This window comes from Dyella sp. ASV21 (assembly GCF_016428975.1).
GTDB lineage: Bacteria > Pseudomonadota > Gammaproteobacteria > Xanthomonadales > Rhodanobacteraceae > Dyella.
This window is the reverse complement of the sequence record NZ_JAELTT010000095.1, coordinates 1-12331: the sequence shown is the minus strand read 5'-3', so window position 1 is coordinate 12331 and position 12331 is coordinate 1. Positions and strand designations below refer to the sequence as shown.

The following is a 12331-nucleotide window of genomic DNA, read 5'->3' as shown; positions in this document are numbered from 1 at the left end:
TCCACCACGCCGGGCTCGATCACGCTGACGCGAATATTGTGCTGATACACCTCGCGTCGCAGTGCTTCGGAAAACCCCACCACACCGAACTTGGTTGCCGCGTAGCCGGCCGCGTTCGGGTTGGCGGTGCGTCCGGCGGTGGAGGCAATATTCACGATATGTCCCTCGCGCCGCGCACGCATGCCGGGCAGTGCTGCCTGGGTGGCGGCAATCAGCCCAAGCACGTTGAGTTCGAGCATATGTCGCCAGCGTTGCAGGTCGGCGTCCACGACCGGCTCCAGGTACATCACCCCGGCGTTGTTCACCAGAATATCCAGGCGCCCGCAGCGCGCCTCGGTATCGGCCACCACGCGCTGCGCCTGCGCTTCATCACCGAGATCGGCCACCAGTATCATAGGCTCCGCTCCCAGTGCGGTCAGCCGCTGGGCCAGTGCCTCCAGCCGATCGCGGCGGCGAGCCGCAACCGCGACCTTGGCGCCAGCCTCGGCCAGCGCCAGCGCGGTGGCCTCGCCAATGCCTGAAGACGCGCCGGTGACCAGCGCCACCCGACCATCAAGACGTCCGAACATGAATTTTCCTCTGTGAATAACGCCAGAGTTGCAAGAAAAACCCCGGCTTAGCCGGGCCAGCCTGTTACAATACCGCCATTCTCCCGCATGCCTCCGTGCATGCCATGTCGAGGTTCCCCATGTCCTCCCCGTCTTCCGATTCCCAGCCGGCAGCCGCCGGTTTTGCTGCGCTTGGCCTTCATCCGGAGGTACTGCGCGTACTGACCGACGTCGGCTACGAATCACCCTCGCCGATTCAGGCGGCCACCATTCCCCCGCTCATGGAGGGACGCGATGTGCTGGGCCAGGCCCAGACCGGCACCGGCAAGACCGCCGCCTTCGCGCTGCCCATCCTGTCGCGCCTCGATCTGCGTCCCGGCAAGCCGCAGGCGCTGGTGCTTGCGCCCACGCGCGAACTGGCCATCCAGGTGGCCGAAGCATTCCAGCGCTACGCCGCCCACATGCCCGGCCTGCAAGTGCTGCCGATTTACGGCGGCCAGAGCTATGGCCCGCAGTTGCACTCGCTCAAGCGCGGCGTGCACGTGGTGGTGGGTACGCCAGGCCGCGTGATCGATCATCTCGAGCGCGGCACGCTGGACTTGTCCGAGCTGAAGTACCTGGTGCTCGACGAAGCCGACGAAATGCTGCGCATGGGCTTTATCGACGACGTGGAAAAGGTGTTGCAGGCCACGCCGCCGACCCGTCAGGTCGCGCTGTTCTCGGCCACCATGCCGCCGCCGATCCGCAAGATCGCGCAGCACCATCTGAAGGAGCCGGTGGAAGTCACCATCAAGACGGCGACCACCACCAACATCAATATTCGCCAGCGCTACTGGTTCGTCAGTGGCATGCACAAGCTGGATGCGATGACGCGCATTCTCGAGGCTGAGCCGTTCGACGCGATGATCATCTTCGCGCGCACCAAGCAGGCCACCGAGGAACTGGCCGAGAAGCTGCAGGCCCGTGGCCTGGCGGCCGCTGCGATCAACGGCGATATCGCCCAGCCGCAGCGTGAGCGCGTGATCCAGCAGCTCAAGGACGGCAAGCTGGATATCCTCGTGGCTACCGACGTGGCCGCGCGCGGCCTGGACGTGGAGCGCATCAGCCACGTCATGAACTACGACATTCCGTACGACACGGAAAGCTACGTGCATCGCATCGGCCGTACCGGCCGTGCGGGTCGCAGCGGCGAGGCGATTCTGTTCGTCACCCCGCGCGAAAAGGGCATGCTGCGCGCCATCGAGCGCGCCACCCGCCAGCCCATCGAAGAGATGAAGCTGCCCACCGTCGAAGCGGTCAACGACCAGCGTATCTCCAAGTTCAAGCAGCGCATTACCGACACGCTGGCACTGGGCGAACTGGACCTGTTCCAGCAGCTGATCGAGCAGTACGAGCAAGAGCACAACATTCCGGCCGTGGAGATCGCCGCCGCGCTGGCACGCATCGCCCAGGGTAGCCAGCCGCTGCTGCTCGCACCGCCGTCCAAGCGCGAGTTCGCACCGCGTGAGCATGGCCGTGAACAGGGTGGTCGCGAGCGTGGTGAGCACGATCATCGCGGCGAACGCGAACATCGCTCCCGTGATCGCGATGGCGCACCGCGGGAGTTCGCCCCCCGCCCGGTGCGTGCGCACCACACCGAGGAAGGCAAGCGCACCTATCGCATTGAAGTGGGCCATGAGCACGGCGTGAAGCCGGGTAACATCATCGGCGCCATCGCCAATGAAGCGGGTCTGGAAAGCCAGTTCATCGGCCGCCTGAGCATCCGTGGCGAATACAGCCTGATCGACCTTCCCGATGGCATGCCTGCCGAAGTGTTCCAGCACCTGCAGAAGGTGTGGGTGAGCCAGCACCAGCTGCGCATCAAGGAATGGGATGGCGATGACAGTGGCGCCAGCGAGGCCCCGCAGCGCCGCCCGGGCGGCCATCGCCCTGGCGGCTTCAAGAAGTCCGGCCCCGGTGGCGGCAAGCCGCGTCCGCACGGCCAGGGCGGCGGCAAGCCCCCTCGCCGCAAGTAATACCCCACCGTCGTCCCGGCCACCGCCGGGACGACGGTGCATCGTTCCGTTTGCGTAACGGATCGTTCACCGCACGCACGCTGCAACGGCGGGCCCAGCCCCTACTCTATGACGGTCCCCACAGGTAACCGCCATGAGCACGCTGCCCAGCCTCTATATCTCCCACGGCTCCCCCATGACCGCGATCCAGCCGGGTCAGGTCGGCGAACGCTTGGCAGAACTGGCCGCCACACTGCCGCGCCCCAAGGCGATAGTGATCGCCACCGCGCACTGGCTGGCGCGACAGCCCACGGTGGGTGGCGCGACCCGCCCGGAAACGATCCACGATTTCTACGGGTTCCCGCGCGAACTATTCGCCGTGCAATACCCCGCGCAGGGCGAGCCCGCGCTCGCGGCCCGCGTGACCGAGTTGCTCGACAAGGCGGGCTTGCCCACCACCCTCGATCCCACGCATGGCCTGGACCATGGCGCATGGGTGCCGCTGCGCCTGCTCTATCCCAAGGCCGATATCCCCGTGGTGCCGTTGTCGATCCAGCCGCAACTGGGTCCAGCCCACCAGTACGCCGTGGGCCGCGCCCTGGCGTCGCTGCGCGACGACGGTGTACTGGTGATCGGCTCGGGCAGCATCACCCATAACCTGCACGATCTCGGCGCCGGCTATAGCGAAGAGCGCGAGGCGCCCTACGTGCGCCCGTTCATCACCTGGATCGAGCAGAAGTTGACCGAGGGCGATGTGCAGGCACTGCTCGACTACCGCCAACAGGCACCTTTTGCCGAACGCGCCCACCCCACCGATGAGCATCTGCTACCGCTGTTCGTCGCGCTGGGCGCGGCGGGGGCGGCCCCACACGCGCAACGCATCGACGCAGGCATCGAATATGGCCTGTTGGCGATGGACATCTATCGCTTCGACGGGCGCGATAGCGCCGCCTGATCGCATCAGACCCGCAAGGCAGGCACGCGCACCGGCTACCCACACCCGGGCCTCACATGGGATGGCGGCAGGTGAAGCGCGGCGCTCGCTGCGTCACTGCACGATGATGGTGCCCACCATCATGGGATGGATGCTGCAGTAGTACGCATAGGTACCGGGTTTGGCGAACGTCACCGCATAGGTATCGCCAGTATCCAGGGCGCGTGATGCATCGAACTGTTTGCCGGCGCTGGTGATCAGATGCGGCTCATCGTCGCGGTTGGTCCACACCACGCGCGTACCGGCAGGCACGGTCAAGGTGGCCGGCGCGAAAGCAAAGTTGCGGATATCGATCCGTACCGGCTTGTCCACTGCGTTGGCTGGCGCGGCGACCGCAGGTACGCCGCCCCCCTGCATGCCAAGTAAAAGCATCGCCACGGCCACCGCCCTGAACGCATTCATGACAGCACCTCCTCGGTGACGGCAAGCGCCTGCCGACCCTGTACGTGGCGCACATCGCGTATGCCAAGGTAGCGATGCAAGGAGCCCGGAGGCACTTCTTTGAGCGGCCCCGGTGCGGGCGCCTGCCCCGGCGCCGGTTGCGGGTAAGCCGTGGAGCGCGCGGTGTAGAACGTGATATTGCCTTCCACCTTTTGCTGAATCTGATGGATATGCCCGTTGAGCACGCTGACCGAACCAAAGCGCCGCAGATAGCTCATCGCCTCGGCGCTGTCATCGGTGCCCCAGCCCCACGGCGGATACAGCGGCCATAGCGGCATATGTGCGAACACCACCAGCGGCGTATCGGCGGAGCGCCCCGCCAGATCGTTCTTCAGCCACGCGAGCTGCTCGGCGCCGAGCGAGCCCAGCCCCCCGGCCTGCAGGTTCAGCACATTGATCAGGCCCACCAAGTGCACGCCGCGATGATCGAAGCTGTACCAACCACCGGCCTGTTGCCGCTCGCCAAAGCGCCGGAAGAACTCCGCACCGTTGTCGCCAATCACATCGTGCTCGCCCGGCACATAGAACACCTTGCCGCTGCGTGCCTCGCTCATCAGCTGGCCCAGGGTGTCGAACTCTTCCGGCCGCGACAGGTGCGTCAGGTCGCCCGTATGCAGCAGGAAGTCGGGGCGCGTGGATTGCGCATTGATCATATTCAGCGAGGCCCGCAAGGTCGCGGCAACGTCGGGGTTGGGTTCCTTGTGAAAACCGATGTGTGAGTCGCTGATCTGGACAAAACTGAAACTCGCATCGGCCGCCGATGCCGCATCCGCGCCGCCCAAAGGTTGGGCCTGCAATACCCCGCCTTTCATCAGCCATAGCGTGCCCGCCCCGGCCCAGGCCATGCAGCCGAGAAAATGGCGACGACGTTCGTTGGTGGAATCGTTGGCATCACGCATGAGGACTCTCCGGCTGGGCATGAAGGGCACCACGCCCTCCACCCTTTCCTACCGCACCGCGCGCCGAGTTATTCCGCCACCGAGCCCTTTCGCGCCAACGCCACACGCGCTTGGAATAAAGTGGTGCCGAACGAGGTATATGCCGATATGCCCACCGATCCGGCCGCCCAGTCTTCCCGCCACAACGCGGCGCCCAGTGCGCGCTTTGAAGCGCTGGTGCTGCCGTATCTCGATGCCGCCTACAACCTTGCGCACTGGCTCACACGCAACCCCACCGACGCGCAGGATGTGGTGCAAGAGGCGCTGCTGCGCGCCCTGCGCTACTTCGACAGCTTTCGCGGCGGCGATGTGCGCGTATGGCTGCTCGCCATCGTGCGCAACACCTACTACAGCTGGCGCACGCGCAGCGCACACGATCCACAGTTGACTGGCTGGGATGACGACGCGCACCCCCAGGTCGACGAAACCCCTTCACCGGAAACCCTGACCCTGCTCGCTGTCGACATCGATGCTTTGCGCCACGCATTGGACCGCCTGCCGCCGCCGCTGCGCGAAGTGATCGTGCTGCGCGAACTCGAAGAGTGTTCCTACAAGGACATCGCCACCATCACCGAGCAGAAGATCGGCACCGTCATGTCGCGCCTGGCCCGCGCCCGCGAGCGCCTGAAAGTCGAGCTGACCTGCCACCCCAAGGAGGTACGTCGCCATGATGTGCGATGACGCCCAGTTGCTGCTGCACGCCTATCTGGACGACGAACTCGACGCCGCCCACAGTGCCGCCGTGGCCCGGCACATGCAGGAATGCGCGGGCTGCGCGGCGCGGTATGACACCTACGCCATGCTGCGCAAGGCCATCGCTCAACCCTCCCTGTACCAGCGGGCGCCGGATGCGCTGCGTCAGCGATGGCACGCCACGCTGGCGCCAGACGCCACGCCTTCGACGCCACCGCGCGCGCGTCGCGTGCCATGGGGGCTCGCCATGGCCGCCAGCGTCATCGCCGCGGTGCTGATCGGCAGCCCGCTCTGGTGGAACGCATGGCGTCCCGCGGATGGCGGCGATGCCCTGGTGGCACAGGTCGTCTCCGGCCACGTGCGCTCGCTGCAGGTGCAGCACCTGATGGATGTGGTCTCCACCGACCAGCACACCGTCAAGCCCTGGTTCGAGGGCAAGCTGGATTTCGCGCCGCGCGTACACGATCTGGCGAACGAAGGTTTCCCGCTGGTGGGTGGCCGACTGGATGCACTCGACGGCCATACCGTCGCCGCGCTGATCTACAAGCGCCGCCTGCATGTGATCAATCTGTACCAGTGGCCGGCGACGCACAGCGACGCCGCGCAGAGTCAGGTTCAGCGACAAGGCTTCACGGTGATCCGCTGGACCGCGGACGGCATGAGCTACGCCGCCATCTCCGACGTGGCGGCGAACGACCTCAGGCAGTTCGTACTGGCTTTCCAGAATGACGGTAACGCGCCGCCTCCGCGCTGAGCGCTATTGGGCGGGCGTCGTTTCGCTGGCGTTCGCGGCGGCCAGGTCTTCCCAGTCCTGGGGCGTGAGCACCGGCATGCCGTGGGCAAGGCGGGCTCTATCGCACTGGGAGCTGGGGCGGCCGAACTCCCAGGACGGCTCCACTTCGCGGCACACGGAGGGTCGACGGGGGTGAATGCTGCAATAGGCTGACTTGCCCAGCTCACCGCGCAGGGCGATGCAGTGCGGCTTATAGGCCTGGGTGCCCCGCATTACCAGGCGATGCGGGTCCAGCGGCTCGGTCAGCTCCACCGGTACCACGCCGCCCAGGGACGGCTCGGCTTCGGACCAGTGAAACGCCACGCGATATTGGGTGCAGCAGACGCCGCAACGCAGACAGGGATGAACCATAGACTTCAGGCACGAGCGCACCCCAAGGCACGCGGCAACACCATTCTAGCCAGAACGGCGAGCGCTTACGCACTGCCACGCCCTAGCCTGACCAACCAAGATCTCTCAGCCGGACGAGACGCCGCCCGGCCAAGCGGGCGGCGCGCGCTCAGGGCGTGCCAGAAAACGTGTTGCAGGCCGCCATATCGCCGCTGTCAAAACCAGCCTTGAACCACTTCACGCGCTGCGCCGAGGTGCCGTGCGTGAACGAATCGGGCACCACTCGCCCTTGCGCCTGCTGCTGCAAGGCATCGTCGCCGATCTTGCTGGCCGCATTCAGGGCCGACTCGATATCACCCGGCTGCAGCCATTGCAGGCGCTGCTGGCTGTGATTGGCCCATACACCGGCAAAGCAATCGGCCTGCAGCTCCTGGCGCACGGACAAGCCATCGGCGCCCTCCATCGGCGCGCCACGCCGACGCGCCTGCTCCACCTGATCGAAAATGCCAAGCAGATTCTGCACGTGGTGCCCTACTTCGTGGGCAATCACGTAGGCCCGGGCGAAGTCGCCCGAGGCATGGAAGCGGTTCTGCAATTCCTGGAAGAACGCGACATCCAGATACACCTTCTGGTCACCCGGGCAGTAAAACGGCCCCACCGCGGTCGAGGCCGCACCGCACGCGGTATTCACACCACCGGAGAACAGATCGAGCTTGGGGTCGACGTACTGGCGACCATGCGCGGCGAAGATATCGCCCCAGGTCTTTTCGGTGGAGCCCAGAATGGCGCTGACGAAATCCTTGGTCTGAGGGTCGACCTGGGCCGGTTGGCCGGTTTGAGGCGCCGCCACCTGGCCGTCGTTACCCGCCTGGTTCAGCAGGGCCGTCGGGTCCTTGAAGAAAACCAGGCCCAGGATGGCCAGGATAACGATGCCGCCCAGTCCCATCCCTCGCCCGCCGCCAAACCGCGGGCCGCCGCCACCACTATCGACTTCGACGTTCTGACTGCGCTCGCCTTTTTGCCAGTCCATGCGACGTCCCTCGCTAGGGCACCGGAGCGGCGCCACCGGATCACGATAACCCCTCCCGCGGCGCGCAGTCGATGGCTACAGTGGACCCCCTTTCCTCCGAGAGACCGCCATGCTTCAGCACCTGCCCGCCCTCGTCGTTCTGCTCACCATCCTGCTGCAGTTCGGCACCGTGTGGGCCGTGGGCCACGCCCGCGGGAAATACGGGGTCAAGGCCCCGGCAATCAGCGGCCACCCTGCCTTCGAGCGTGCCTGGCGCGTGCAGATGAATACGCTGGAATCGACCGTGATGTTCCTGCCCACGCTATGGCTGGCCGTGCAGTACGGCTTCACGCTGTGGGGTGGCGCGGCGGGCCTGGTGTGGGTGGTGGGCCGCGTCTGGTATGCGGTGGCCTATCTGAAGGACCCGGCCAAGCGCGGCCCGGGTTTCATGGTGTCCAGCGCCGGCTGGGGAGTGCTGCTGGTGCTGGGCGTCACGGGGCTGGTTCGCGCCATGCTGGCTGGCTGAACCCGTCAGCACGGCCACCGACGCCGGTCACTCGACCGGCGTCACCTTCAGGCGTTCGATGCGCGCACCATCCATCGCCAATACTTCCAGGTGCAGCCCTTCGCTGGTAAGCGTATCGCCCACGCTGGGCAAGCGGCCCAGTTGTTCCAGCACATAGCCGGCCAGGGTGGAGAAACTGTCGTCACCACTGAGCTTGCGGCCGAGCAGGTGCTCGACGCGGCGCAGATCCAGGCTGGCGTCGAGTATCCAGCTGCCATCGGCATGCTGCACCGCCGACGGATCGCCGCTCTCCTCGTCGGGGAATTCGCCGGCGATCACCTCCAACACGTCGGTCGGGGTGACCAGGCCCAGCACGCTACCGTACTCGTCCACCACCAGCGCCACCTGCAAGGGCTGCCGGCGGAATTCCTCGATCAGGCGCAGCACGCTCAACGACTCCAGCACGGTAAGCGGCTTGCGCACCACCTGATCGGTATCGATACCGCCATGCTCCAGCAGGCTGGCGAGCAAGTCGCGCGAAGAGGCCACGCCAATCAATTGATCCAGATCGTCGCCGGCTACGGGCAACCAGGCATGGCTGGAAGCGGTCACTTCAGCCCGCAGTTGCTCGGGACTTTCGCGCGGATCGATCCAGTTGATTTCCGGGCGCGGGGTCATGATCGAACGTACCGGACGATGGGCCAGATCGAGCACACCCTGCACCATGGCCAACTCGTCCTTGCCGAACACCGCCATACCCGTCTCGCTGGACGAAGTGGCCGCCTTCGGCGCTGCGTCTTCGTCGTCGCCGGCACCGCCGAGCAGGTTGAGCACGGCCGTCGCGGTGCGATCGCGCAGGCTGCGCGCGCTGCCCAGCAGGCTGCGCTGGCGATTGCGGCGCATGGTCTGGTTGAACGCCTCGATCATAATAGAGAAGCCGATCGCGGCATACAGATAACCCTTCGGAATGTGGAACCCGAAGCCTTCAGCCACCAGGCTGAAACCGATCATCAGCAGGAACGAGAGGCACAGAATCACCACCGTCGGCCGCGCATTGACGAACGCCGTCAGCGGCTTGCTGGCGCTGATCATCAGGATCATCGCCACCACCACGGCAATCATCATCACCGACAGGTGATCGACCATGCCCACGGCGGTGATCACCGAATCCAGCGAGAACACCGCATCCAGCGCCACGATCTGCGCCACCACCAGCCAGAATCGCGCCGGTGCGCGCTTGGCGGCATCGTGATCGTCACCCGCCTCCAGGCGTTCGTGCAGCTCCACCGTCGCCTTGAACAACAGAAAGGCGCCGCCGAGCAGCAGGATGATGTCGCGCCACGACAACGACACCGCCCCCCACTCGACGATGGGCGTGGTGAGCTTCACCAGCCAGGACATCGCCCCCAGCAGGGCCAGGCGCATGACCAGCGCCAGCGACAGGCCGAGCACACGGGCCTTGTCACGCTCGCGCGCCTGCAGCTTGTCGGCGAGGATCGCGATGAAAACGAGATTGTCGATGCCGAGCACGATCTCCAGCACCACCAGGGTGAGGAGACCCGCCCATGCCGTCGGGTCGGCTAGCCAGTCGAAAGCAAACATGGGTCGGCACCTAAGCGCCGCGATCCTCCTTGGAATGAGCCGTCACTATACAGGGCGATGGCGTGAACGCAGCGCAGGCCATCACCGCCCCGTGCCAAAGGGCAGGATTGCGCCGCTGCGCGGCCAAGGGCTAGCGTGTGGTCGTCAGATGGCGAATGCGCGGCGTCCTGGCGAAATCACCGTGCGCGTGCCCGCTGGACCCGCCTGCCATGGATGCAAATCACTTCAATCAAGCTACCCAGGCGGCGCCCGTGCCGTCGACGCCACGGGCGCCGACACTGTGGCATGCGCTGGGGCTGATTGCCCTGTACTTCGTGCAACAACTGGCGGTCTACAGCCTGCTGGTCATCGCCGCGGGCCTGTTCGACCTGGCCGCGCATGGCGGCGCACTGATTGACGTGCTGTCACGCGGCCATGACTGGATCGTCCGCAGCGATGCCAGCGCCATAGTGGTGATGGTTACCCTGCTGATTTCGGCCAGCCTCATTCTCTACCTGGCGCGGCGCTACTGGCCAGCGTTGTGGTCCCTGCCGCAACCGCCCGGCCTGGGCTTCTGTACGCCCCGGCCGTTGATCCTCCTGGCCCTCGCCCTGGTACTGGGCGCCATGATGCCGCTGGTCGGCGGCTGGTTGACTCAGTGGCTGGCGCGGGGGCACGCAGTGAGCCAGGACATCAAGCAACTGGGCGCGCATACCCCGTTGTCGCTGCGCATGCCGCTAGCACTGCTGGTGGTGACGCTGGGTCCACTGGTGGAAGAACTGCTATTCCGCGGCGTTTTGCTCTCGGCGGTTGCACGCTATGTAGGCAGCGGCTGGTCGGTGCTGATCACTGCCGCGCTGTTCGCGGTGGTGCACCTGCCCGACCTCGCCTTCCTCTGGTACGCCCTGCCCAACCTCGCCGTGCTCGGCCTGCTGTTGGGTTGGCTGCGCGTGCAATCGGGCTCGATCTGGCCAGCCGTGCTTGCCCACGGCATGAACAACCTGCTGGCCGTCGTCTCCTGGTTCGTCTTGATGCCTGGTGGTTAGCACCCGCCGGCAACGCATCATTCGCTCAGGCCGGGATGATCCCGTGCGCGCGCAGCAAGCGGGCCGTTTCGTAGATGGGCAAACCCATCACGCCGGAATGACTGCCTTCCAGATGCTCGATCAACTTGGCGCCGTGGCCCTGGATCGCATACGCGCCCGCTTTGCCGAAGGCTTCACCCGTGGCGATATAGGCCGCGACGGTGGCCTCGTCCAAGGCGGGCATATGTACGCGCGACAGGCTGGTATCGCTCCACTCGCCCTGCGCGCTCACCAGCCACACCACCGAGATGACCTCGTGCACGCGCCCCGACAGGCGATGCAGCATGGCAGCGGCATCGCCTGCGTCGGCGGGCTTGCCGAACACTTCATCGTCCAGCACGACCTCGGTATCGGCGCCCAGCACCACCGCGCCAGGCCCCTGGAGAGCGGCCAGGCCCGCCCGCGCCTTGTCGCGGGCCACCCGGCTCACGTAGTCACGCGGCGACTCGCCCACGCCACGCCGTTCGGGCACATCCACGTCCACGACGCGGAACACCACGCCGATCTGTTCTAGCAGCTGACGGCGACGCGGCGACTGGGAGGCGAGATACAGCATGGCGGGGCAATCCATTGACGAAGGGGCTTCTACGGTCGCATATCGCCGGTGTCGAGGAAACGCTGGTGCCAGGACAGCGCCTCGCGGAGCAGATGCGGCGTGTGCTTGCCGCGGCTGTCATGCATGGCGCGATCGAAATAGTCTTGCAACATCGGACGATAGCTCGGATGCGCGCAGCGTTCGATGATCACCTTGGCGCGCTGACGCGGCGAAAGCCCGCGCAAATCGGCCAGGCCCTGCTCGGTGACCACCACCGAGACATCGTGTTCGGTGTGGTCCACATGGCTGGCCATCGGCACGATGCACGAAATGGCCCCGTTCTTGGCCGTGCTCGGCGTGAGGAAGCACGACAGGAAGCCGTTGCGCGCAAAATCGCCGGAGCCGCCGATACCGTTGATGATGCTGGTGCCGGCTACGTGGGTGGAATTGATGTTGCCGTAGATATCCGCCTCCACCATGCCGTTCATGGCGATGCAGCCGAGTCGGCGCACCAGCTCCGGATGGTTGGAGATTTCCTGTGTGCGCAGAATGATGCGCTTGCGGAAGTAGTCAATGTTGGCAAGGAATTGTTCGATGCCCGCCGGACTCAACGAAAACGAAGTGGCGGAGGCCACATCCAGCACGCCCTTGGCCAGCATATCCAGCATGCCGTCCTGAATCACTTCGGTGTAGGCCGTGAGCCCACGGAAGCCGCCCGCACTCAAGCCGGCCAACACTGCATTGGCGATGTTGCCCACGCCCGACTGCAAGGGCAGCAACTGCGGCCCCAGGCGCCCCTTGGCGATTTCATGGCGAAAGAAGTCGATCAGGTTGTCGGCGATTTGGCGCGAGGTTTCATCCGGCGGCGCAAACGCGCTGTTGCGA

The 12331-nt window shown here is 65.7% G+C and carries 14 protein-coding genes; 6 read left to right on the top strand and 8 right to left on the bottom strand.

The window, feature by feature from the left end; translation table 11 throughout:
- A partial coding sequence (locus tag JHD67_RS19650; protein ID WP_199100875.1) for an SDR family NAD(P)-dependent oxidoreductase occupies positions 1 to 569 on the bottom strand: 569 nt, incomplete at its 3' end.
- 119 nt (positions 570 to 688) lie between these two features.
- Here JHD67_RS19650 and JHD67_RS19645 point away from each other — a divergent pair.
- Both JHD67_RS19645 and JHD67_RS19640 read left to right on the top strand, forming a co-directional pair.
- A complete protein-coding gene (locus JHD67_RS19645) occupies positions 689 to 2563 on the top strand; it encodes a DEAD/DEAH box helicase (RefSeq protein WP_199100874.1) in 1875 nt (624 codons plus the stop codon).
- A 133-nt stretch (positions 2564 to 2696) separates the two neighbouring features.
- The gene (locus JHD67_RS19640) at positions 2697 to 3497 is read left to right on the top strand and encodes a class III extradiol ring-cleavage dioxygenase (protein WP_199100873.1); all 801 of its coding nucleotides are present in this window, start codon (positions 2697 to 2699) and stop codon (positions 3495 to 3497) included.
- A 93-nt stretch (positions 3498 to 3590) separates the two neighbouring features.
- Here JHD67_RS19640 and JHD67_RS19635 read toward each other — a convergent pair whose 3' ends face one another.
- Both JHD67_RS19635 and JHD67_RS19630 read right to left on the bottom strand, forming a co-directional pair.
- Complete coding sequence (locus JHD67_RS19635) at positions 3591 to 3938, bottom strand: cupredoxin family copper-binding protein (RefSeq protein WP_199100872.1); 348 nt, start codon at positions 3936 to 3938, stop codon at positions 3591 to 3593.
- On the bottom strand, positions 3935 to 4876 hold the full coding sequence (locus tag JHD67_RS19630) for a metallophosphoesterase (protein WP_199100871.1): 942 nt from the start codon (positions 4874 to 4876) through the stop codon (positions 3935 to 3937). Before JHD67_RS19630 ends, JHD67_RS19635 begins: the two co-directional genes overlap by 4 nt.
- Before the next feature lie 123 nt (positions 4877 to 4999).
- On the opposite strand from JHD67_RS19630, the gene JHD67_RS19625 reads away from it, so the two are divergent.
- Both JHD67_RS19625 and JHD67_RS19620 read left to right on the top strand, forming a co-directional pair.
- A complete protein-coding gene (locus tag JHD67_RS19625; protein ID WP_199100870.1) occupies positions 5000 to 5596 on the top strand; it encodes a sigma-70 family RNA polymerase sigma factor in 597 nt (198 codons plus the stop codon).
- Positions 5583 to 6362, top strand: coding sequence for an anti-sigma factor (locus JHD67_RS19620; protein ID WP_199100869.1), 780 nt, complete (start codon positions 5583 to 5585; stop codon positions 6360 to 6362). The genes JHD67_RS19625 and JHD67_RS19620 overlap by 14 nt, the downstream gene beginning before the upstream one ends.
- A gap of 3 nt (positions 6363 to 6365) precedes the next feature.
- On the opposite strand, the gene JHD67_RS19615 is transcribed toward JHD67_RS19620, so the two are convergent.
- Positions 6366 to 6752 (bottom strand): YkgJ family cysteine cluster protein, encoded by a 387-nt coding sequence (locus JHD67_RS19615; protein ID WP_199100868.1) that lies wholly within the window; start codon positions 6750 to 6752, stop codon positions 6366 to 6368.
- Between the two features lie 148 nt (positions 6753 to 6900).
- The gene (locus tag JHD67_RS19610) at positions 6901 to 7761 is read right to left on the bottom strand and encodes a neutral zinc metallopeptidase (protein ID WP_199100867.1); all 861 of its coding nucleotides are present in this window, start codon (positions 7759 to 7761) and stop codon (positions 6901 to 6903) included.
- A 109-nt stretch (positions 7762 to 7870) separates the two neighbouring features.
- Here JHD67_RS19610 and JHD67_RS19605 point away from each other — a divergent pair, with 109 nt between their 5' ends.
- Positions 7871 to 8266, top strand: a complete 396-nt coding sequence (locus tag JHD67_RS19605; protein ID WP_199100866.1) for an MAPEG family protein — start codon at positions 7871 to 7873, stop codon at positions 8264 to 8266.
- A gap of 27 nt (positions 8267 to 8293) precedes the next feature.
- On the opposite strand, the gene JHD67_RS19600 is transcribed toward JHD67_RS19605, so the two are convergent.
- A complete protein-coding gene (locus JHD67_RS19600) occupies positions 8294 to 9847 on the bottom strand; it encodes a TerC family protein (protein ID WP_199100865.1) in 1554 nt (517 codons plus the stop codon).
- A 209-nt stretch (positions 9848 to 10056) separates the two neighbouring features.
- Between JHD67_RS19600 and JHD67_RS19595 the strand changes: the two genes are divergently transcribed.
- Positions 10057 to 10872, top strand: coding sequence for a CPBP family intramembrane glutamic endopeptidase (locus JHD67_RS19595; RefSeq protein WP_199100864.1), 816 nt, complete (start codon positions 10057 to 10059; stop codon positions 10870 to 10872).
- Positions 10873 to 10897: 25 nt separating this feature from the next.
- On the opposite strand, the gene JHD67_RS19590 is transcribed toward JHD67_RS19595, so the two are convergent.
- A complete protein-coding gene (locus tag JHD67_RS19590; RefSeq protein WP_199100863.1) occupies positions 10898 to 11467 on the bottom strand; it encodes a nucleoside triphosphate pyrophosphatase in 570 nt (189 codons plus the stop codon).
- Positions 11468 to 11496: 29 nt separating this feature from the next.
- The coding region (locus JHD67_RS19585; protein WP_304487907.1) for an acetyl-CoA hydrolase/transferase C-terminal domain-containing protein at positions 11497 to 12331 on the bottom strand (835 nt) is incomplete at its 5' end.

What these genes read in the sequence shown, in the direction of transcription:
- JHD67_RS19595 (WP_199100864.1), top strand. Translation starts at nt 10,057, where the DNA reads ATGGATGCAAATCACTTCAATCAAGCTACCCAGGCGGCGCCCGTGCCG.
- JHD67_RS19590 (WP_199100863.1), bottom strand. Translation starts at nt 11,467, where the DNA reads ATGCTGTATCTCGCCTCCCAGTCGCCGCGTCGCCGTCAGCTGCTAGAA.
- JHD67_RS19640 (WP_199100873.1), top strand. Translation starts at nt 2,697, where the DNA reads ATGAGCACGCTGCCCAGCCTCTATATCTCCCACGGCTCCCCCATGACC.
- JHD67_RS19630 (WP_199100871.1), bottom strand. Translation starts at nt 4,876, where the DNA reads ATGCGTGATGCCAACGATTCCACCAACGAACGTCGTCGCCATTTTCTC.
- JHD67_RS19645 (WP_199100874.1), top strand. Translation starts at nt 689, where the DNA reads ATGTCCTCCCCGTCTTCCGATTCCCAGCCGGCAGCCGCCGGTTTTGCT.
- JHD67_RS19620 (WP_199100869.1), top strand. Translation starts at nt 5,583, where the DNA reads ATGATGTGCGATGACGCCCAGTTGCTGCTGCACGCCTATCTGGACGAC.
- JHD67_RS19615 (WP_199100868.1), bottom strand. Translation starts at nt 6,752, where the DNA reads ATGGTTCATCCCTGTCTGCGTTGCGGCGTCTGCTGCACCCAATATCGC.
- JHD67_RS19600 (WP_199100865.1), bottom strand. Translation starts at nt 9,847, where the DNA reads ATGTTTGCTTTCGACTGGCTAGCCGACCCGACGGCATGGGCGGGTCTC.
- JHD67_RS19605 (WP_199100866.1), top strand. Translation starts at nt 7,871, where the DNA reads ATGCTTCAGCACCTGCCCGCCCTCGTCGTTCTGCTCACCATCCTGCTG.
- JHD67_RS19610 (WP_199100867.1), bottom strand. Translation starts at nt 7,761, where the DNA reads ATGGACTGGCAAAAAGGCGAGCGCAGTCAGAACGTCGAAGTCGATAGT.
- JHD67_RS19635 (WP_199100872.1), bottom strand. Translation starts at nt 3,938, where the DNA reads ATGAATGCGTTCAGGGCGGTGGCCGTGGCGATGCTTTTACTTGGCATG.